Origin of the sequence: Agrobacterium leguminum (assembly GCF_005144435.2) — a bacterium.
GTDB lineage: Bacteria > Pseudomonadota > Alphaproteobacteria > Rhizobiales > Rhizobiaceae > Agrobacterium > Agrobacterium leguminum.
Genome location: NZ_CP120211.1, coordinates 1,130,611 through 1,149,394 on the forward strand (window position 1 = coordinate 1,130,611; position 18,784 = coordinate 1,149,394).

An 18,784-nucleotide genomic window follows, 5' to 3' on the forward strand; every position below is an offset into this window, starting at 1 on the left:
TATCAGTTAAATTCGAGCAGCAGTGGGCAATGGTCCGAGACTTCCGGCTGTTTCACCACATCGAAGCGATCGACTTTCACGGCCGGATTAACCAGCATGTAATCCGCATAGCGGTTCTGTTTGGCGTAATACGAGGTGCGGGTGTCGGTAAAGCCGCGTGCCGTTACCAGTTCAACGAGGTTCAGTTCCTTCAGTATGGCGAAGGTTTCGCTATCGGGCAGAACATTAAAATCACCGCAGACGACGATGCTATCGCCATCCTCGGCGATGTTTTTCACAAGTTGGACAAGGCGCTTTGCCTGCGTCAGACGTGCGGGCGTATCGTGTTTGCCATGGATATCCCGCAGCCCATGCATATGGGCGATGACGGCGGGCCGGCGGGTCTCGAAATCGAAAACACGAATGGCGTGGCCGGTGCGCGACCGTGGATGATCGCCATACCCGTCCGAGGAGAAGGCGCCATGAACGAAACCCTGCGCCTGCGCGATAATGGCTATGGATTTACGCACGAAGGTCGCCAGTCCCCATTGGGAGGGATATCGAGTCTCGCTCAGCCAGAGATCGCCCTGCGCCGCGGGACAGAACATCGCTACGTGATCGGGCAGAGCGTTCGCCACATCCCGCAGGAAATTCGCCCTTTGTGGCAAGTGAATGCCGTGATCGCGATAGGTGAGCCAGTCTTGCGCGGCGGCCGGCGTATGTATCACTTCCTGCAGACATAAAATATCGGGGTCGGATGAGGATAGGTAGGGAACAAGCTCACCATGGAGCTTTCCGCCCCAGCCGTTCAGGCAGATCAGACGCATTCATGCTCCATGGCCACGGAATTGCATGATCCGGTTTAGCATGGAATGGACGACGATCAATCGTGTGCCGTTTTTTGGACCTCGGTTGTCGTCATACTGCCATGTCATCGAAACGGCCGGCGCAACGCCAGCCGTTTCGCGTCGTGCAGCGCCACATTACATTTTCGGCAGCAGCACCTTGTCTATGACGTGTATGACGCCGTTGGATTGTTTGACGTCAGCGATGGTCACATGAGCAACCGTGCCGTTCTCGTCGGTCAGGGTGATCTTGTTCATGCGTTCCTTGGCCTTGAGCACGCAGCCGCCGACCGTTTTCACGTCATGCGCGCCCTTGTCGTCCGCGATCATCTTTTCGATGGCGGTTGACAGTGCATTGGCGGCAACCACGTGGCAGGTCAGCACTTTGACCAGCTTCTCCTTGTTTTCGGGTTTCAGGAGATCTTCGACGGCACCCTTCGGAAGGGCCGCGAAAGCTTCGTTGGTTGGCGCAAACACCGTGAACGGGCCTTTGCCCTGAAGCGTTTCCACCAGCCCGGCGGCCTTCACCGCTGCGACGAGCGTCGTGTGGTCCTTGGAATTCATCGCATTTTCAACAATGTTCTTGTCCTCGAACATCGCGGCGCCGCCAACCTTGGGGTTTGCGGCATAAGCGGAAACCATGCCGATGGAAAGAGCTGCGGCCAGCGTCAGGGCGCGAACGGAAACTTTGTACATCGTTATTCCTCCTTGGTGACATCAAGGCCCCGAAAGTAGTCCTTCCAGCGGCCGCTATCGGTCATCCGTAGCGATACAAGAGACGGAGGCTGGTCCCGCGAAGTTTCAGGCGGACCAGAAAAAATAATAAATAGCTGATTTTAAAAAGGATTATCTGCTTGCTGTTACAGGCGGCGCGCAGTACCCGAGGCAACGATGGGGCCGGTGGGAAGGCCGGTGGGCGAACCGCCGGCCGGTTCAAGACTGACGGCAAACACGGAACCTTCGCCGAGTGTCGCGCGTATCCCGGAGGGAATGACTATTTCTGCATCGACCGCCGCGTCGATGATACCGAGCGATTTCGGATTACCCGACGGCGGCACCAGCCATAGTTCGAGCGACCGGCGTTCGCCACTGTCCGCAGCAACCGGCGTGATTTTCAGGCGTCCGCTCGAGGCATCGTAGGACGCCACGAGATCGATCACGTTGCCGGGGGCGGTGAGGTTGGCAATGAGCGGCGCCCCGCGCCCGCCGTCGGGCGGAAACAGGCCCGATGCGAAGACAATGGCAACGACAGCCGCAAGCGATGAGGCCAGAGCCAGGCTGCGCCAGAAGACGAGCGATTGCCAGAGCGAACCGGCCGCGTCATCGGGACGGCCGGCGAACAGGCGCTTTTCGATACGGCTGAATATCGAGGCGTCGGGGGGAACCTCGCCATAGGCGTCGTTGAACGTTTCGGTGTCGATCTGCCAGCGTTCCACGAGACGCTGAAAGTCGGCATCCTCCGTCATGCGCTTTTCGACCATCCGGCGCTTTTCCAGCGAAAGAAGACCAAGCACATATTCAGCCGCAAGGACTTCATCCTGCGGCGTGTCGCCACGACTATGTTCGCCAGCTGTCATCGTTCCATGCACTCTCTCAGTTTCAACAGGCTGCGGCGAAGCCATGTCCGCACCGTGTTGAGCGGCGCGTTCATCTCCTCCGCAAGTTCCGCATAACTCATACCTTCCACGTAGGCTCGCCGCACGGCGGCAGCCTGTTCCGGCCGCAGCTCCTCCATGCATCTGTCGATCCGCCGGCCTTCATCGCGCATCACGATCTGCATTTCCGGGTCGGGGGTCGCGCGGTCTTCAAGGTCCAGCACGGTATCGATATCGTCGGTCACGGGCCTTCGCGCCCGGATGAGATCGATACAATGGTTTCGAGCGATGGTGGCGAGCCAGGCAAGGGCATGCCCCGAGCGGCTTGCAAAGGACTGCGCTCTCTGCCAGATCCTGACATAGATTTCCTGCAACGCCTCTTCCGCATCCGTCCGGTCTTTCAAGATACGGATGCAGATCGCAAAAAGTTTCGGGCTGGTGGCCTGATAGAGCGCGGCGAATGCGGAGCGGTCTCCGAGCGCAACGCGCCCGATCAGGACTGCAATCTCGTCGCCTTGCATCCGCACATTCTCCGCCTCGTCCATAAGTTAGACAGACAGATCAGAAAAAACACAAGCCCCTGTGCGTGAAAGCCTCGGACAGGCCCATTGCGATTTAGGCAATAAAAAAGCCCGGATCGCTCCGGGCTTTTTATGTTGAACGAAATAAACCTTACTCAGCCGCTTCGGCATAAGCCTCCATCGGCGGGCAGGTGCAGATGAGGTTGCGGTCGCCATAGACATTGTCGATGCGGTTGACCGGCGACCAATATTTGTCGATGCGGAAGGCGCCGGGCGGGAAGCAGCCCTTTTCGCGGCTATAGGGACGATCCCATTCGCCGACGAGGTCTTCCACCGTGTGCGGCGCGTTCTTCAGCGGGTTGTTGGTCTTGTCCGCACGGCCTTCCTCGATGTCGCGGGCTTCCTCGCGGATCGCCAGCATTGCATCGCAGAAACGGTCGATTTCCGCCTTGGTTTCGGATTCCGTCGGCTCGATCATCAGCGTGCCGGCAACCGGCCAGCTCATTGTCGGCGCATGGAAACCGCAGTCGATGAGGCGCTTAGCGACATCGTCCACCGTCACGCCGCAGCTATCTGCCAGCGGGCGGGTATCGATAATGCACTCATGCGCCACACGTCCCGTTTCGGACTTGTAGAGCACGTCGTAAGCGCCCTTCAGCCGTTCGGCGATGTAGTTGGCGTTGAGGATCGCCACCTTGGTCGCCTGCGTCAGCCCTTCGCCGCCCATCATCAGGCAATAGCTCCAGGAAATCGGCAGGATCGACGGCGAGCCGAAGGGGGCAGCAGACACAGCACCCTCACGACCGTCCGTCGCCGGATGGCCGGGCAGGTAGGGAGCAAGATGCGCCTTGACGCCGATCGGTCCCATGCCGGGGCCACCGCCGCCATGTGGAATGCAGAAGGTCTTGTGCAGGTTGAGATGCGAAACGTCCGAACCGATATCGCCGGGACGGGCGAGACCGACCATGGCGTTCATGTTGGCGCCGTCGAGATAGACCTGCCCACCATACTTGTGGGTGATCTCGCAGATCTCGCGAACCGTCTCCTCGAACACGCCGTGGGTGGACGGGTAGGTTATCATGCAGCACGAGAGGTTTTCCGCATACTGTTCTGCTTTTGCACGGAAATCATCGATATCGATGTCACCATTATCCCGCACTTTGACCGGCACCACTTTCATGCCGACCATCTGCGCGGAGGCAGGATTGGTGCCATGCGCCGAGGTCGGAATGAGGCAGACGTCGCGATGTGTGCCGCCATTCGCGAGGTGGTAGTTGCGAATGGTCAGAAGCCCGGCATATTCCCCCTGCGCACCGGAATTCGGCTGCATGGAGAAGGCGTCGTAACCGGTGACCGAGCACAGCTTTTCGGAAAGATCGTCGATCATCTCCTTGTAGCCAAGCGCCTGATTGGCCGGTACGAAGGGATGGATGTCGGAAAATTCCGGCCAGGTGATAGGCAGCATTTCCGCTGTCGCATTCAGTTTCATGGTGCAGGAACCGAGCGGGATCATCGAGCGGTCGAGCGCCAGATCGCGGTCCGAAAGGCGGCGGATGTAACGGGTCATCTCGCTTTCGGCACGGTTCATGTGGAAGATCGGATGCGTCATGTACTGGCTGGTGCGCAGCAGTTCCTTCGGCAGGCGATATTCCGGCTCGAAATCCGAGATCGAGAAATTGCCGCCGAAAGCACGCCAGACGGCTTCCAGCGTTGCCGGGCGCGTGCGCTCGTCAAGGCTCATGCCGATCTTGGTCGCGCCGACCTTGCGCAGGTTCACGCCTTCCGCCACGGCCGAACGCAGGATGACGCCCTGCATGTGGCCGACTTCAACGGTGATCGTGTCAAAGAAGGTTTCCGGCTCGATGGTGTAGCCGAGCTTTTCCAGTCCCTTGGCCATCAGCACGGCCTTCTGGTGGGTCTGCTGGGCAATCGCCTTGATGCCTTGCGGGCCGTGGAAGACGCCATACATCGAGGCCATGACGGCGAGCAGTACCTGTGCGGTGCAGATGTTCGACGTCGCCTTTTCGCGGCGGATATGCTGCTCGCGTGTCTGTAGCGACAGGCGATAGGCGCGGTTGCCGCGCGCATCGACCGAAACGCCGACCAGACGACCGGGCATAGAGCGCTTATGCGCATCCTTGACGGCCATGTAGGCTGCATGCGGACCGCCGTAACCAACCGGAACGCCGAAACGCTGCGACGTGCCGATGGCGATATCCGCACCCATTTCACCCGGAGACTTCAAGAGCGTCAGCGCCAGAAGATCGGCGGCGACGGCGGCAATCGCACCCGTCTGATGCAGGCGGGAAATCAGGCCGGAGAAATCGCTGACATGGCCGTGCGTGCCCGGATACTGGAAGATCGCGCCGAACACGTCGACCGGATCGAGATCGGTGAACGGGTTGCCGACAATCACCTTCCAGCCGAGCGGGGCCGCGCGGGTCTCGATCAGCGCAATGGTCTGCGGATGGCAATTGGCATCAACGAAGAAGGCGGTCGCCTTGGATTTCGCAACACGCTGGCACATGGCCATGGCTTCGGCAGCCGCTGTTGCTTCATCGAGCAGCGATGCGTTGGCAACATCGAGACCGGTCAGATCGCAGACCATGGTCTGGTAGTTCAGCAGCGCCTCAAGGCGGCCCTGGCTGATTTCCGGCTGATAGGGCGTATAGGCCGTGTACCAGGCCGGGTTTTCCAGAATATTGCGCTGGATGACCGGCGGAGTGATCGTGCCGTAATAACCCTGGCCGATCAGCGAGGTCAGAACCTGGTTCTTGTTGGCCGTTTCACGAAGACGGTCGAGCGCTTCGCGTTCGGTCAGCGCGGCACCCCAGGTCAGCGGCACTTTCTGGCGGATGGAGGAGGGAACGGTGGCGTCGATCAGGGCGTCGAGGCTCTTATAGCCAACGACCTTCAGCATCTCGGCCATTTCCGACGGTGACGGCCCGATGTGACGCCGGTTGGCGAAATCATAGGGCTGATAGTCGGTGAAATGGAATTCGGTGGGCGTCGTCATTACGCGATCAGCTCCTTGTAGGCTGCCTCGTCGAGCAGCGTATCGGCATCTGCGGCGTTGGAAAGCTTGAGCTTGAAGAACCAGCCGGCGCCCTGCGGGTCGGAATTGACCAGCGAGGGATCATCGACGATGGCCTGGTTGATTTCCACCACTTCGCCATCCAGCGGACAATAGACGTCGGAAGCCGCCTTGACGGATTCAACGGTCGCCGCGTCGCCATCCTTGGAGAAGGTGGCGCCCACTTCCGGCAATTCGACGAAAACGAGATCGCCAAGCTGTTCAGCGGCGTGGCTGGTGATGCCAACGGTGGCGATATCGCCTTCGAACTTCAGCCATTCGTGTTCTGCGGTAAATTTCAGCATCGTATTCTCTCCGGAGATGGGATGAGGATTATCGTTTATAGGTGGGCTTGATGAAGGGCAGGGCGGCGACGGTGACGGGCAGATATTTGCCGCGCACTTCCGCAAAGACAGCCGTGCCGGGAGCAGCGTGGGAAACAGGCACGTAACCCATGGCGACGGGACCTTCGACCGAAGGGCCGAAACCGCCCGAGGTCACTTCACCGATTTCCGTCTTGCCTTCGGCATCTGCGAAAAGCTTCGAATGACCGCGCACCGGCGCCTTGCCCTCGGGCTTCAGGCCAACGCGGCGACGCGATGTACCGTCGTTCAGTTCGCCGAGAATGCGCTCTGCGCCGGGAAAACCGCCCTCGCGGTCGCCGCCAGCGCGGCGCGCCTTCTGGATCGCCCATTCAAGCGAGGCTTCGATGGGGGAGGTCGTGGTGTCGATATCGTTGCCATAAAGACAAAGGCCGGCTTCGAGGCGCAGGCTGTCGCGCGCACCAAGTCCGATCGGATCGCAATCGGGATGCTCGAGCAGGGCTTTGGCAATCTCTTCGGCCTTGTCGGCCGGCACGGAGATTTCAAAGCCGTCTTCACCGGAATAACCGGAGCGGGAGACGATGCAGGGCACGTCATGCAGCGGCACTTCCTGCACATCCATGAATTTCATTTCCGAGACGCCGGCCCAGAGTTCAGCCAGAACCGCCTCCGCGCGCGGTCCCTGAAGCGCGATGAGCGCCCGGTCATCGAGAAGCGTTATCTCGCAGGCGTCGGAAAGATGCGCCTTCATATGGGCGACATCGGCGTCCTTGCAGGCGGCGTTGACGACCACAAACAGATGATCGCCGCGATTGGTGATCATCAGGTCATCGAGAATGCCGCCATTTTCATCGGTGAAGAAACCGTAACGCTGGCGGCCTTCCTTCAGGCCGAGAATGTCGACCGGCACCAGTTTTTCCAGCGCGAGCGCGGCATCCTCACTGTTGCCGGATTTCGCCTTCACGATCACCTGGCCCATATGGGACACATCGAACAGACCGGCGGAGGTGCGGGTCTGGAGATGTTCCTTCAGAACGCCGGCCGGATATTGCACCGGCATGTCATAACCGGCGAAAGGCACCATGCGGGCGCCAAGCGATAGATGCAGGGAATTGAGCGGCGTGATTTGAAGCTCGGCGGTATCGTCCAAGGACGCCTCCAGGGTTGCGCGAAACATCGCGCGGGCTCAGGTCATGGCGCGAAAAACGCACCGGGTTCAAGAGCCCCCTCTGTCCTTGTCGCCTGAGATTGTTATCCCTTCGGCGAGCCGTCCTTATGAAAGGTGGCTTCTCTCCAGAGTTCCGTCGTCACCGCTGGTCCTTTTGCCTGAGAGTTTCCGGGGCGGTTGCTCCTTCGGCACCGCAGTGAAGCGGTTTCTCCCAACGATGATGCGACGCTCATTATCTTCGAAGACCCGTTATTGGCAAGGACCAAATGACGCATCTGAACAGATTCTTGCTCCATCTGCGCCATCGGTGGAGCGATCCGGGGCGGCAGATGGTCTTGGCGGCTTTCTTCAGTCGGATTTTTTCTCCGGCAGACCCTTGTGTTTTGTCGATGCGAAATCCTCAAGTTCCTTTTCTGTCATGGACTTCTCCATGCTTTTTGAAGCACCTTTTAAACTGGATTTCTTCATTTCTCCGCGTTTAGCCGCCAGTGCGGCGCCCGCCGCTTTCTGCTGGGCCTTCGATTTTGCTGGCATGTCGGGCCTCCCTTGAACGATGGTTGCGGCAGGAAAATGCCGCCTGGCATCTATTGTTCCCTTGCGACGGTGTGGCCTGCGGCAAAATTCCCCTTTGAAATCGGAGAGAAACAGGGATATCGCCTAGAACATGGATGCAAATCGAAAAAGACGGTTGATGGGGATGGAGAAAATGCTTCGCATTTTCTGCGCGACCCTGATGTTGTCCCTTGGTTTTGCCCACAAGCCGGCACTTGCCGAAGCACCCGCCGTTGCGCTGGATGAGAGTTACCGGCTGCCGGACGGCAGCTTTGCGGAAATCTGCCTTGGCCATGGCAACGGCGTCAATGCTTCCCATACCAAGGAAGGCCCCGCCCATTCCGGCGACGCCATCCTGTTTTGCGAGGCCTGCCTCCTGGCCTCGTCCATTCTTCTGCCGATGCCCGATACGGCTGGCTGGCTGAAGACTGAGTTTGCCTGGCTCGACAATCGCCTGCCTGCGGAATGGTGCTTCCGCTCCGTGCTGACGATCCAGAAGCCCGCCGCGCGCGGTCCGCCATCCCTGTCCGCCTGATTTTTTCGTTTTACGGGATCATCGCCGCCTTTTTGGCGGCACGGAGCGGCTGCGCGGCCCCAGAGGGATAGCAGTCGCAGGGACAAGCAAATGAAAACCACCAAGATCATTACCTGCAGCCTTTTCGTTGCCTCGGTTTCGACCGCGCAGGCTTTCGCCCACGCCACATTCGTTGACGGCTCGGCCGAACAGGAAAGCACTGTCGTTGCCGCCCTCCAGGTGCCGCATGGCTGCGAAGGCGGGCTCGCCACCACCGAAGTTCAGATCAAGCTGCCGGAAGGATTCATTTCCGCCAAGCCCCAGCCCAAGGCTGGTTGGGAACTGGAGGTCATCAAGGGAGACTACCAGAAGGCCTACAAGAACCACGGCAAGGAGATTAAAAGCGGACCGGTCGAAATCCGCTGGAAGGGCGGCAACCTGCCGGATGAATTCTACGACACCTTCGCCGTGCAGGGAAAAATCTCCGGTATAGAGGCGGGGCAGGACCTGCCATTCAAGGTAACGCAGCTTTGCGGCGACAAGGGCAAGGTTTCCTGGGATGAAGTGGCAGCGGCCGGCGTCGATCCGCATTCCCTGAAAAGTCCCGCTCCCACCATTCGCGTTGCCGCAAAGTCCGCACATGCCGGCGGCCATGATCACTCCGCCATGGATATGGATGTCGTAAAAGCCGGCAGCCTCGAAGTGTCGGGCGGCACGACCAAAGCCATGCTGCCGGGCCAGCCCGTGGGCGGTGGATACGTGACCATCAAGAATGCCGGCGATAGCGACGACAAGCTGATTGGTGTCGAATCTTCGTCCGCCGGACGTGCTGAAATCCACGAGATGGCCATGGTCAATGACGTCATGAAAATGCGCAAGCTGGATGACGGCATCGTCATTCCCGCCGGCCAGACGGTGGAGCTGAAGCCCGGCGGCCTGCACATGATGTTCTTCGATGTGAAGAAGCCCTTTGCCGAAGGCGACAAGGTGCCAGTGACGCTCATCTTCGAAAAGGCCGGCAAGGTGGAGATCGTGCTGTCCGCAGGCGCGGCCAAGGGCGGCGGCGACCACCAGCATAATTGACCAATGAAAAACGGCTACCGGAACGCGTGACAGGTCCGGTAGCCGCAAATTTTCATCTATCGTGTTGGTCTTCAGCGCCGTGGCGGAAAAGCAGGATGGCATTCGCCCACGTGATTTTCCGGAACTCGATCGCAAATCTCTAGAAGATCAATCTGACACCAGGCTGAACGCAGGGATTTCGCCCATATGGCGCGAAATTGAAGAATCGACATTAAAATATCTATATATCCACCTGATTTATAAATTACTTTCAGATTTTGAGGCGAGGCTGTTTTCCTCGTAGGCCTCCACGGCCTGCTCCAGCGTCGCCTGCGGCTCCTGACGCTGGCTGCTTGCTATCAGGAAATAGAGGGTGAGGGCCGGCGGCTTGATCGTCGTCATCAGGCCCCTGAGCTGGAAGTCATCGCCATGTTCGGCCTTGCGCGCCAGTTCGTGAATGGCCTCTTCAACCTCGCTCTTGCGCGGCACGCGTTGCGGCGGCTTCATGGCCTCCAGCGCATAGGCCGCTGTATTCGCGGAAACGGAAAGAACCTGTGTCATCGAACCTCCGGCCATCTTCGCCGACCCTGAAAAGCCGGAGATTAACAGCTGCCCATTGTTGGAAGGCTAAATCGCACAGCTGCAATTTAATCGTATTTTAACAGCCGAAAGCGCCGGGCTAAGGGGTTTCGCCGGCGGTTCCCATAGTCTAAAAATGTCCTGGACCGTCCGGTCCGACGATTTCTTCCGGAGACACATTCCCCCCATGATCAATATCGCCCTTGTCGCTGCAGGCGGCGCAATCGGTTCCGTGTTCCGTTATCTGGTCGGGGTCTGGAGCATGCGGTTGGCCGGACCGAATTTCCCCTGGGGAACCCTTGCCGTCAATGTGGTCGGATCTTTCCTGATCGGTCTGCTGGTCGAGCTTGTGGCGCGGCGGCTGAACGCCTCGATGGAAATGCGCCTGTTTCTCGTCACCGGCGTGCTCGGCGGGTTCACCACATTCTCGTCCTTCTCGCTCGATGCGGTCGCGCTGTTCGAACGCGGCGCGCTCGGGCTGTCGGCCGTTTACGTGCTTGCAAGCCTTGCGGTTTCCATCGCGGCGGTTTTCGCCGGGCTGGCCTTGGGCCGCAGTTTGTTCTAAAGGCTTGGTCCAAACGGCGCGCCAGAGATGTGAGCGCGCGATCAGGACAGAAAGACTGGAAATTTCATGGCAGGTATCGAGCATATCAAGGTCGGGGCCGACGAGGCCGGTATGCGCCTCGATCGCTGGTTCAAGATTCATTATCCGGGACTTGGTTTCGGGCAGTTGCAGAAGCTTCTGCGCTCCGGCCAGGTGCGTGTGGATGGCGGCCGGGTGAAGACGGATGCACGCGTGCAGCCGGGACAGATGGTGCGCGTACCGCCGGTCGATTCCGATCTCAAGGTCAAGAGCGGCCCGATCGGATCGAAGGACCTCAAACATTCCGAAGATGGCGAGCTTCTCGCACGCATGCTCCTGCATGAGGACGACAAGGTCTTCGTTTTCAACAAGCCGGCCGGCATTGCCGTGCAGGGCGGCTCCGGCGTTACCCGCCATATTGACGGGCTGCTGGAAGCATGGACCAACCAGAAGGGCGAAAAGCCGCGTCTGGTGCACCGCCTCGACCGCGATACGTCGGGCGTGCTGGTGGTTGCCCGCACCCGCGGTGCTGCGCAGAAGCTGACCGCCGCCTTCCGCGAACGCGATACCAAGAAGACCTATTGGGCGCTGGTCAAGGGCGTGCCGCGCAAGCATCAGGACAAGATTTCCACCTGGCTGGTCAAGGAACAGACCATGGATGGCGATCGCATGCGTATCGCCAAGCATGGCGAGGAGGGGGCCGATCACGCCGTTTCCTATTACCGCGTCATCGATACCGCCGCGCAGAACCTCGCCTGGCTGGAAATGGAACCCTATACCGGCCGCACCCATCAGCTTCGCGTCCATGCGCTGCATATGGGTCACCCGATCATCGGCGATCCCAAATATTACATCGACGATCCAAACTGGGATTTTCCGGGCGGCATCCAGAAGCGCCTGCATCTCCACGCACGCCATATCGACATACCGCATCCGAATGGCGGCCGGCTTCGGGTCAGCGCACCCCTGCCGCCGCATATGGTACAGACCTGGAACCTGCTCGGTCTCGACGTGGCCGATGGCGATAGGGAAGACTGACAGCCCATGAAACTCGTTCTTTTCGATTGCGACGGAACGCTGGTGGATAGCGCCGGCCTGATCCATGCCGTCATGGCCGATACTTTCGCTGATTTCGGCAAGCCGCGCCCCGACATCTCCGAGACCAAGGCGATTATCGGCCTGACGCTGGATATCGCCATCGCCCGCATGCTCGGCAAGGCGCATGTGGATGACGAAGCGAAGGCGATGACGGAGCGCTACAGGGAAATCTATCATCCCCTGCGGGAGCGGCCGGAAATGACCGTGCCGCTTTTCGACGGTATCGCCACGCTGATCGATACGCTTTCGAAACGCGACGATGTGCTGATCGGCGCTGTGACCGGCAAGGGTCGGCGCGGCCTTACCCATATCCTGCAGACCCACAGCCTAGCCGATCACTTCATCGTTTCGCGCACGGCGGATGATTGCCCCTCCAAGCCGCATCCGGCCATGGTGATGGAATGCTGCCATGAAACCGGCATGGTTCCGGCCGATACTGTGGTTATCGGCGATGCGATCTACGACATGCAGATGGCCAAGGCTGCCGGCGCGAAAGCAATCGGCGTCGCCTGGGGTTATGCCTCGGTCGACGATCTCTGGAAGGCGGGCGCGGATGCGGTTGTCAGCCACCCGCGCGAAATTCCGGCCTATGTTCCGGCCGATATTCTTGAATAACCTTTCTATCCGACTGACGAGGACGTGCCATGCGTGATCTCCTGAACGACCTTTCGGAGGGCCTGAGCCATCCCGACCCGATCCTGCGCGCGCAGATCCAGATGCAGAAACCCCTGCCGAAACGGTTCTACAAGGATGTCACCGTTGGCGAGGCGGAGGAGGGCGGCTTTACCATCCTTCTCGATGGCAAGCCACTGCGTACCCCCGCCAAGAAGCCGCTGACCGTCCCGACGCGCGCGCTGGCGGAACTGCTTCGCGATGAGTGGGATGCCCAGAAAGAAGTGGTCAATCCGGTGGTCATGCCCGTCTCTCGGCATGTGAACACGGCCATTGATGGCGTCTCCAACGATACCCAGGCGGTTTTTGAAGACATACTTCGTTTTTCCTCTTCCGATCTCCTCTGCTATCGCGCCGGCGATCCGGAAGCGTTGGTTGCGCGGCAGACGGACCATTGGGATCCGGTTCTGGACTGGGCGGCCAATGTGCTCGGAGCGCGCTTCATTCTCGTCGAAGGCGTGATGCATCAGGATCAGCCGCGCGAAGCCATCGCGGCTTTTGCGGTAACGCTGAAGAAATACGACACACCGATCGCGCTTGCCGCTCTTCACACCATGACATCGCTGACCGGCTCCGCCATTTTGGCCCTTGCACTGGCGGAAGGGGAGCTGACGCTGGAGGAAGCCTGGGCGCTCGCCCATCTGGACGAGGACTGGACCGCCGAGCAATGGGGCGAGGACGAGGAGGCGCTGGAGCGCCGCGCCGTCAGGCTTGTCGATATGCGTGCTGCCCTCAATGTTCTGGAGTCGCTGAAGAGCGCTTCTTAACGCTTTTCTAACCCTGATGGCCGAGTATGCGGTTACCTCACGTTAGGGGAGCCGCAAATCATGAATACTACGCTGAAACGCCTTGGCACCATTGTGCTGGCGTGTTTCACGCTCATGTCTTTCAGGCTGGAACCGGAAGCGACCAATACCGACCGGCTGCTTTACGATGTGCGCGGCGCATTCGTTGCGGCACGCCCGGATGTCGCTCCGGCGCTGATGCAGTCCATTCATGCGCAGGTGCAGAATGCGATCAAAACCACGGCGCGTGGAGAAACCCGGCCGCGCGTGGTACTGACCATCCGTCTCGCATCCGTTACACGCGGCCCGTTCCTGTTCGGGGAAAGGGCGTCAGCCAAGGTCATCGTCCGCGCCGCCGCCGTTGCGACGGGAGAGGTGATCGCGGAAGCCAAATTTACCGCCACTGTCGTCAGCTTCGACAATCAGTCGATAGAGCAGGAACTTGCCTATGGCGTCGCCGAACGCGTGATCCGCGAATTCAGGCTCAGCCGGCCCGGCCCGACAACGCTGGCGACGGCATTGTTTCCATAAGCGGGACACAAAAGGCGAGGGCGTGACGCCTATTCGTCCGCATTTCAGCTTCCGAAATATTTCAAGCTTCAATCGGGCGCATCTTCGATGCTCTTAAATTCACATACGTCGCGTATATGGAATTGACATGCGGCGCGTATGTAACTATCTGGCATACGTAACGTATGTAAATGGGCGTCCGAAGCCCTCTTTTAAAAAGAGCAACGCTTCTCGGCATCCATGACCACTCAGCCAAAAGAGAGATGCATAATGACCGCACGCGAAGCAATTTTCCCCGCTAACAGGCATGCGCTTTACGAGGAGCATGGCTATTCCGCAGCTATTCGATCCGGTGACCTTCTTTTCGTTTCCGGCCAGGTCGGCAGCCGTGCCGATGGAACGCCTGAACCTGATTTTGAACGTCAGGTCCGGCTGGCCTTTGAAAACCTCAAGGCCACGCTTGCAGCGGCGGGCTGCACTTTCGACAATATTGTGGATGTAACGACGTTCCACACGGACCCGCAAAACCAGTTCGGAACGATCATGACCGTCAAGCAGGAGATTTTCAGCCAAAAGCCTTACCCGAACTGGACGGCTGTCGGCGTCAACTGGCTTGCCGGTTTCGATTTCGAGATCAAGGTCATTGCCCGCATCCCGTAATGTCAGGTTAAATCCGAAACGGCGGCGCTTACAGGGCGCCGCCAGCCTGCTTCTCCATCCTTATCCCAGCCGCCCCGCATGCCACTTCAAATGGTCATCCATGAAGGTGGAAATGAAATAGTAGGAGTGGTCGTAACGCTCATGCATGCGCAGCGTCAGGCCGATATCCGTGCCTTTGATCGCTTCTTCGAACAGCCAGGGCCGCAGGCCCTTTTCAAGGAAACTATCGGCCTTGCCCTGATCGATCAGGAACTCGGGAAAACGCGCACCGTCCTCGACCAGCGCACAGGCGTCGTATTGGCGCCATGCGGCCTTATCCGCACCGAGGTATTTTTCCAGCGCCGGCTCGGACCAGTCGGCCGAAGAGGGAGCCACGATCGGTGCAAAGGCGGAGCAGCTCTTGAAACGCTCGGGGTTCTTGAGCGCAATGGTCATCGCGCCATGGCCGCCCATTGAGTGGCCGAAAATGCCCTGGCGGCTCATATCCGCACGGAAATGCTGGCCGACGAGGGCAGGCAATTCTTCCGTCACATAGCTATACATCCGGTAGTGCTCGGACCAGGGCTCCTCTGTGGCATCGAGATAAAATCCGGCGCCCTTGCCCATCTGCCAGTTGGTCAATTCGTCCGGCACGTCATTGCCGCGCGGGCTGGTATCCGGGCAGACGATGATCAGCCCGAGTTCAGAGGCCATGCGGCGATATTCGCCTTTTTCCATGGCATTGGCATGGGTGCAGGTGAGGCCGGAAAGATACCACAGGACAGGGCAGGGCTCATGGATCGCCTTCGGCGGCACATAAACCGCAAAGCTCATCTCAGATTTCAGGGTTTCCGATGTGTGCGAAAATACGCCCTGCATGCCGCCAAAGGCCGTATTTTGCGAAATAATGTTCATGAAGCCATTCCTTGTGAAAATTTCCCGGTTCAGCCCGCAAGCGAGACGGCTGCATTGACCGCGGCCGCCACCAGAACCGTATTGAAGAAGAAAGAAACGATGGAGTGCAGCAGCGTGACCTTGCGCATGGCGGTCGTGGTTATCCCCACGTCCGACGTCTGCGCGGTCATGCCGATCACCACGGCGAAATAGAGAAAGTCGTAACCGCAGGGTTCCTTCGTGCCAGGAAAATCCATGCCGCCGCGATGCTGGCGTTTGCCGTCCACCATGGCGGGCCGCCAGTAAAGATGGGCGTAATGCAGGGCGGTCATGGTGTGGATGGTCAGCCAGCCGAAGATCACCGAGGCGAAGGCGATGAGCAGCGCCCAGACCGTTTCGCCGGTATGGTTGAGGGCCTGAAACAGCGATACCACCGCGACGGCAACGGCAAGCAGCGTGATGGCGATGATGGCGACCGCAGGCAGATCGTCGCTATCGGCATGGGCCTTCAGATGCTGCGCCGTCAGGCCCGATAAGCGAAAGGTAATCAGGGCGAGGTAGGTCAGGAAGAACAGAACGGCCGCGATCTCTATCGCCAGCGGCGGCGCAAAAACCAGCGCCAGGCCGAGGCTCACGGCGCCGACCAAAAAGGCAATGACGAAAGGTTGATGGCGGCGATAGCTGTTGCTTTTCATATTGGCCGGGGTCATGGGCGGCACCTTTCCGTTGGCGCCGTCATTTTTTGACACGGCGGCAGAAACGGTCAAGCGTCTCCAGAAAGGCGGAGCGGTCACGCGGTGAAAAAGCCGCATTATATCCCTTGCTTTCACCGGTTTCGCGCAGATGCGCGCCAAGATCGCGCATTGCTGTCGCCATCCCGATATTCGACTGGTCAAAAACGCGGCCCGTCGGCCCGGTCACCAGCGCCCCCTTGGCGACACAGCGCCCGGCCAGCGGCACATCGGCGGTGATGACAATGTCGTTTTCGGCTGCATGATCGGCGATCCAGTCGTCCGCCGCGTCGAAACCAGCGGAAACAATGACGTTTTTCACCATGGGATCACGCGATGGGCGCAGACCGGAATTGGCAACGAAGGTCACTTCCAGCCCATGCCGCTCCGCCACCTTGAGAATCTCCGGCTTCACGGGGCAGGCATCGGCATCGACATAGATTTGCGGGTTTTGCGGCATGGGCACTCTTTTCGGATAATTCCTGCAACGCTTCTAAGCGCAAACGCCGCGATTACCAAGCCCGCCATTGCTGAAATGCGGGTTTGATGCCGGGCAGGGACCGCACTTGCGACCACCCCAAAAATCGCTTATGTTCACTTTATGTTCTTGTCCCGAAAGGTTTCCCATGCTGGAAGAGTTCATCGTGCAGGCCAAGTCCGCCACCTATGTCGGCGGCGGCAACAAATCCGCGACGCCCACGCGCAAGGGATCGCACGATCTCGGTTATCAGAGCGGCGACTGGCACTATATCGACAGCTATTTCGGTGGAACCGATTTCATCGGCCAGGAGGTCGTCTGGCATGAGGGAACAGCGGTGTGGGCGATGAGTTACTACGGCCGCATCCTCCGGCACGACATGATCGACGGCGCCACGGCTGGCAGTGTCATTCAGCGGTCGCTTTCCACGCTCTATCGGGAGGGCCGGTTCCTTGGCGGCTTCACCCACCCGGTGGAAAATCTTGTCTATGTCGATACGAATGAAGGCGAATTCCGGTCCTTCACCGGCATCGAGCGCATTTACCGGGGCCATGTCGAAACATACCGGCTTGACTATCATGGCGGGATCATAAAGCCATAGAGCGCAGGAAATGCCATGGACGGGAATTTGCAATGGCAAATGGCGACGCTCAATTTTTCAAGGCGACACTCTATTTCGACAGCGAACCCGCGATCTCGGATTTGACGCTGACAGAAGCGTGGGGCGAGGAGGGATATGAATGTGAGCGGCTGAGCGAAAAGGGCGTGTTTGACGGCCTGCGCGGTTCGACCAGGGTTTTTGTAGGCACTCCCGAGCCGGTCGCAGTGGCGCCGGTTGCACCGGCCCAATATCCGGCAGTCGCAGAGGCCAGCGTCGACTGGTCAAAGACCTTTTGCGTCGATGCCAAAGCGGCATATGACGATTTCAGCCGCGCAACACATCAGTGCGAGTTCAAATTCCTCATCATGGCGGATGAGGACGATCCTGAAATCGCCCATAACGAGATCGCCTCAGCCCTGCTCGGCATTCATCAGGTCGCCCCCATGCAGGCCGTTGCATTGCATTATCTCGACATGATCGTCGGCCGCGCCAATCTCGATGACTATCTGAATTACGCAAACAGCCATCTGGACCAGCCGCAGCAAATGGCAACGATGCTGGCCTTCGGAACCTTCGTGATGGAGGAGGGGGAAAAGATCAGGGCCTGGACAACGGGTCTGGAACATTTCGGCCAGACGAATCTGCTTTTCGAAACCCCGGCCGGAGATGCGACGGAAGCGCTTCTCACGCTATTCGGCCTCGGGCATCTCGTTGTCAACGGGCGACGCTTCGCTGCCGGCGAAGCCATAACATCTTTCGACCTTCTTGCGCGTTTCGCGCCCGCCGAACTCGATGCCCGGCCCATGCTGCGCGTTGTCAGGCAGGAAGCCGGCTAGAGCCCGCTGTCTTACCTGGGAGCGAATGGGACGATGATGTTCACCGCCCCATCACTGACTTCAAATCAGCCGGGCTGCTTGGTCTTGCGCAGATACGGAAGAACCGTGTCGTAAGAGCCGAAACGGGCAATCGCATCCTCGTTGGAAACGGCGGCCGTGATGATGACATCCTCGCCCTGCTTCCAGTTGGCCGGGGTCGCCACCTGATGTTTGGATGTGAGCTGGATGGAATCGATAGCGCGAAGAATTTCCTCGAAGTTGCGGCCGGTGGTCATGGGGTAGGTGAGAACCAGCTTGATCTTCTTGTCAGGCCCGATGACGAAGACGGAGCGCACGGTGGCGTTGTCGGCAGGCGTGCGGCCTTCGGAACTGTCGCCCGCGCCGGCGGGCAGCATGTCATAGAGCTTGGCGACTTTCAGGTCCTTGTCGCCGATCAGCGGATAGTCGACGTTGAAACCGGTCGCGGTGCGAATATCGTTCTTCCATTTTTCATGGCTTTCGACCGGATCGACCGAAATACCGATGATCTTGACACCACGCTTTTCGAATTCCGGCTGCAGGCCGCCCATCGCGCCGAGTTCCGTCGTGCAGACGGGGGTGAAGTTCTTCGGATGCGAAAACAGGACCGCCCAGCCGTCGCCGATCCAGTCGTGGAAGCTCACCGGACCATGGGTGGTCTCGGCGGTGAAGTCGGGTGCTATGTCGTTGATACGCAGGCTCATCTGATGTTTTCTCCCTAATGATTT

General features: G+C 59.2%; 23 protein-coding genes and 1 riboswitch. Of the genes, 10 read left to right on the forward strand and 13 right to left on the reverse strand.

Going from position 1 to position 18,784, the window contains the following annotated elements:
- Positions 1–2 precede the first annotated feature (2 nt).
- From CFBP4996_RS05575 to CFBP4996_RS05610, 8 genes are all read right to left on the reverse strand, one after another.
- On the reverse strand, positions 3–806 hold the full coding sequence (locus CFBP4996_RS05575; protein ID WP_080852095.1) for an endonuclease/exonuclease/phosphatase family protein: 804 nt from the start codon (positions 804–806) through the stop codon (positions 3–5).
- A gap of 156 nt (positions 807–962) precedes the next feature.
- Complete coding sequence (locus CFBP4996_RS05580; RefSeq protein ID WP_080852094.1) at positions 963–1,520, reverse strand: fasciclin domain-containing protein; 558 nt, start codon at positions 1,518–1,520, stop codon at positions 963–965.
- Positions 1,521–1,684: 164 nt separating this feature from the next.
- On the reverse strand, positions 1,685–2,401 hold the full coding sequence (locus tag CFBP4996_RS05585; RefSeq protein WP_080852093.1) for an anti-sigma factor: 717 nt from the start codon (positions 2,399–2,401) through the stop codon (positions 1,685–1,687).
- Positions 2,398–2,940 (reverse strand): sigma-70 family RNA polymerase sigma factor, encoded by a 543-nt coding sequence (locus CFBP4996_RS05590; protein ID WP_080852092.1) that lies wholly within the window; start codon positions 2,938–2,940, stop codon positions 2,398–2,400. The genes CFBP4996_RS05585 and CFBP4996_RS05590 overlap by 4 nt, the downstream gene beginning before the upstream one ends.
- A gap of 151 nt (positions 2,941–3,091) precedes the next feature.
- Positions 3,092–5,956 carry an aminomethyl-transferring glycine dehydrogenase gene (gene gcvP / locus CFBP4996_RS05595; protein ID WP_080852091.1) on the reverse strand — a complete coding sequence of 955 codons (2,865 nt, stop codon included), beginning with the start codon at positions 5,954–5,956 and terminating at the stop codon, positions 3,092–3,094.
- Entirely contained in the window at positions 5,956–6,318 is a 363-nt protein-coding gene (gene gcvH / locus CFBP4996_RS05600) for a glycine cleavage system protein GcvH (protein ID WP_003502678.1), read from the reverse strand. The genes gcvP and gcvH overlap by 1 nt, the downstream gene beginning before the upstream one ends.
- Positions 6,319–6,346: 28 nt before the next feature.
- Positions 6,347–7,486 carry a glycine cleavage system aminomethyltransferase GcvT gene (gene gcvT / locus CFBP4996_RS05605; protein WP_162935877.1) on the reverse strand — a complete coding sequence of 380 codons (1,140 nt, stop codon included), beginning with the start codon at positions 7,484–7,486 and terminating at the stop codon, positions 6,347–6,349.
- 154 nt (positions 7,487–7,640) lie between these two features.
- Positions 7,641–7,728, reverse strand: a riboswitch (glycine riboswitch).
- A 124-nt stretch (positions 7,729–7,852) separates the two neighbouring features.
- A complete protein-coding gene (locus tag CFBP4996_RS05610) occupies positions 7,853–8,038 on the reverse strand; it encodes a DUF3008 family protein (RefSeq protein ID WP_080852088.1) in 186 nt (61 codons plus the stop codon).
- Positions 8,039–8,210: 172 nt separating this feature from the next.
- Between CFBP4996_RS05610 and CFBP4996_RS05615 the strand changes: the two genes are divergently transcribed.
- Together CFBP4996_RS05615 and CFBP4996_RS05620 are read left to right on the forward strand one after the other, a co-directional pair.
- Positions 8,211–8,591, forward strand: a complete 381-nt coding sequence (locus CFBP4996_RS05615; protein WP_080853171.1) for a hypothetical protein — start codon at positions 8,211–8,213, stop codon at positions 8,589–8,591.
- Between the two features lie 90 nt (positions 8,592–8,681).
- Positions 8,682–9,653: a copper chaperone PCu(A)C domain-containing protein gene (locus CFBP4996_RS05620; RefSeq protein ID WP_080852087.1), complete on the forward strand. Its 972-nt coding sequence runs from the start codon at positions 8,682–8,684 to the stop codon at positions 9,651–9,653.
- Between the two features lie 237 nt (positions 9,654–9,890).
- On the opposite strand, the gene CFBP4996_RS05625 is transcribed toward CFBP4996_RS05620, so the two are convergent.
- Entirely contained in the window at positions 9,891–10,193 is a 303-nt protein-coding gene (locus CFBP4996_RS05625; RefSeq protein WP_080853170.1) for a hypothetical protein, read from the reverse strand.
- 205 nt (positions 10,194–10,398) lie between these two features.
- Between CFBP4996_RS05625 and crcB the strand changes: the two genes are divergently transcribed.
- The 6 genes from crcB to CFBP4996_RS05655 all read left to right on the forward strand — a co-directional run bounded on the left by crcB (position 10,399) and on the right by CFBP4996_RS05655 (position 14,519).
- Complete coding sequence (gene crcB / locus CFBP4996_RS05630) at positions 10,399–10,776, forward strand: fluoride efflux transporter CrcB (RefSeq protein ID WP_003523608.1); 378 nt, start codon at positions 10,399–10,401, stop codon at positions 10,774–10,776.
- A gap of 66 nt (positions 10,777–10,842) precedes the next feature.
- Entirely contained in the window at positions 10,843–11,832 is a 990-nt protein-coding gene (locus CFBP4996_RS05635; RefSeq protein WP_035264040.1) for an RluA family pseudouridine synthase, read from the forward strand.
- Positions 11,833–11,838: 6 nt separating this feature from the next.
- Entirely contained in the window at positions 11,839–12,507 is a 669-nt protein-coding gene (locus CFBP4996_RS05640) for an HAD family hydrolase (RefSeq protein WP_080852085.1), read from the forward strand.
- A 29-nt stretch (positions 12,508–12,536) separates the two neighbouring features.
- Positions 12,537–13,331 carry an ATP12 family chaperone protein gene (locus tag CFBP4996_RS05645; RefSeq protein WP_080852084.1) on the forward strand — a complete coding sequence of 265 codons (795 nt, stop codon included), beginning with the start codon at positions 12,537–12,539 and terminating at the stop codon, positions 13,329–13,331.
- Positions 13,332–13,391: 60 nt separating this feature from the next.
- Positions 13,392–13,880 carry a hypothetical protein gene (locus tag CFBP4996_RS05650; protein WP_059752910.1) on the forward strand — a complete coding sequence of 163 codons (489 nt, stop codon included), beginning with the start codon at positions 13,392–13,394 and terminating at the stop codon, positions 13,878–13,880.
- A gap of 249 nt (positions 13,881–14,129) precedes the next feature.
- Positions 14,130–14,519 carry a RidA family protein gene (locus tag CFBP4996_RS05655; RefSeq protein ID WP_080852082.1) on the forward strand — a complete coding sequence of 130 codons (390 nt, stop codon included), beginning with the start codon at positions 14,130–14,132 and terminating at the stop codon, positions 14,517–14,519.
- Positions 14,520–14,579: 60 nt separating this feature from the next.
- Here CFBP4996_RS05655 and fghA read toward each other — a convergent pair whose 3' ends face one another.
- The 3 genes from fghA to CFBP4996_RS05670 are packed head-to-tail and all read right to left on the reverse strand — an operon-like array spanning position 14,580 to position 16,583.
- Positions 14,580–15,413, reverse strand: coding sequence for an S-formylglutathione hydrolase (gene fghA / locus CFBP4996_RS05660; protein WP_080852080.1), 834 nt, complete (start codon positions 15,411–15,413; stop codon positions 14,580–14,582).
- Positions 15,414–15,442: 29 nt separating this feature from the next.
- The gene (locus tag CFBP4996_RS05665) at positions 15,443–16,102 is read right to left on the reverse strand and encodes a DUF1345 domain-containing protein (protein ID WP_080852079.1); all 660 of its coding nucleotides are present in this window, start codon (positions 16,100–16,102) and stop codon (positions 15,443–15,445) included.
- A gap of 25 nt (positions 16,103–16,127) precedes the next feature.
- Positions 16,128–16,583: a YaiI/YqxD family protein gene (locus CFBP4996_RS05670; protein ID WP_080852077.1), complete on the reverse strand. Its 456-nt coding sequence runs from the start codon at positions 16,581–16,583 to the stop codon at positions 16,128–16,130.
- Positions 16,584–16,749: 166 nt separating this feature from the next.
- Here CFBP4996_RS05670 and CFBP4996_RS05675 point away from each other — a divergent pair, with 166 nt between their 5' ends.
- Positions 16,750–17,202, forward strand: a complete 453-nt coding sequence (locus CFBP4996_RS05675; RefSeq protein ID WP_080852076.1) for a DUF5680 domain-containing protein — start codon at positions 16,750–16,752, stop codon at positions 17,200–17,202.
- 32 nt (positions 17,203–17,234) lie between these two features.
- Entirely contained in the window at positions 17,235–18,038 is an 804-nt protein-coding gene (locus tag CFBP4996_RS05680; RefSeq protein ID WP_080852075.1) for a hypothetical protein, read from the forward strand.
- A gap of 65 nt (positions 18,039–18,103) precedes the next feature.
- Here the strand turns inward: CFBP4996_RS05680 and CFBP4996_RS05685 are convergent, their stop codons facing one another.
- Positions 18,104–18,760 carry a peroxiredoxin gene (locus tag CFBP4996_RS05685; RefSeq protein WP_035217366.1) on the reverse strand — a complete coding sequence of 219 codons (657 nt, stop codon included), beginning with the start codon at positions 18,758–18,760 and terminating at the stop codon, positions 18,104–18,106.
- Between the last annotated feature and the right edge of the window lie 24 nt (positions 18,761–18,784).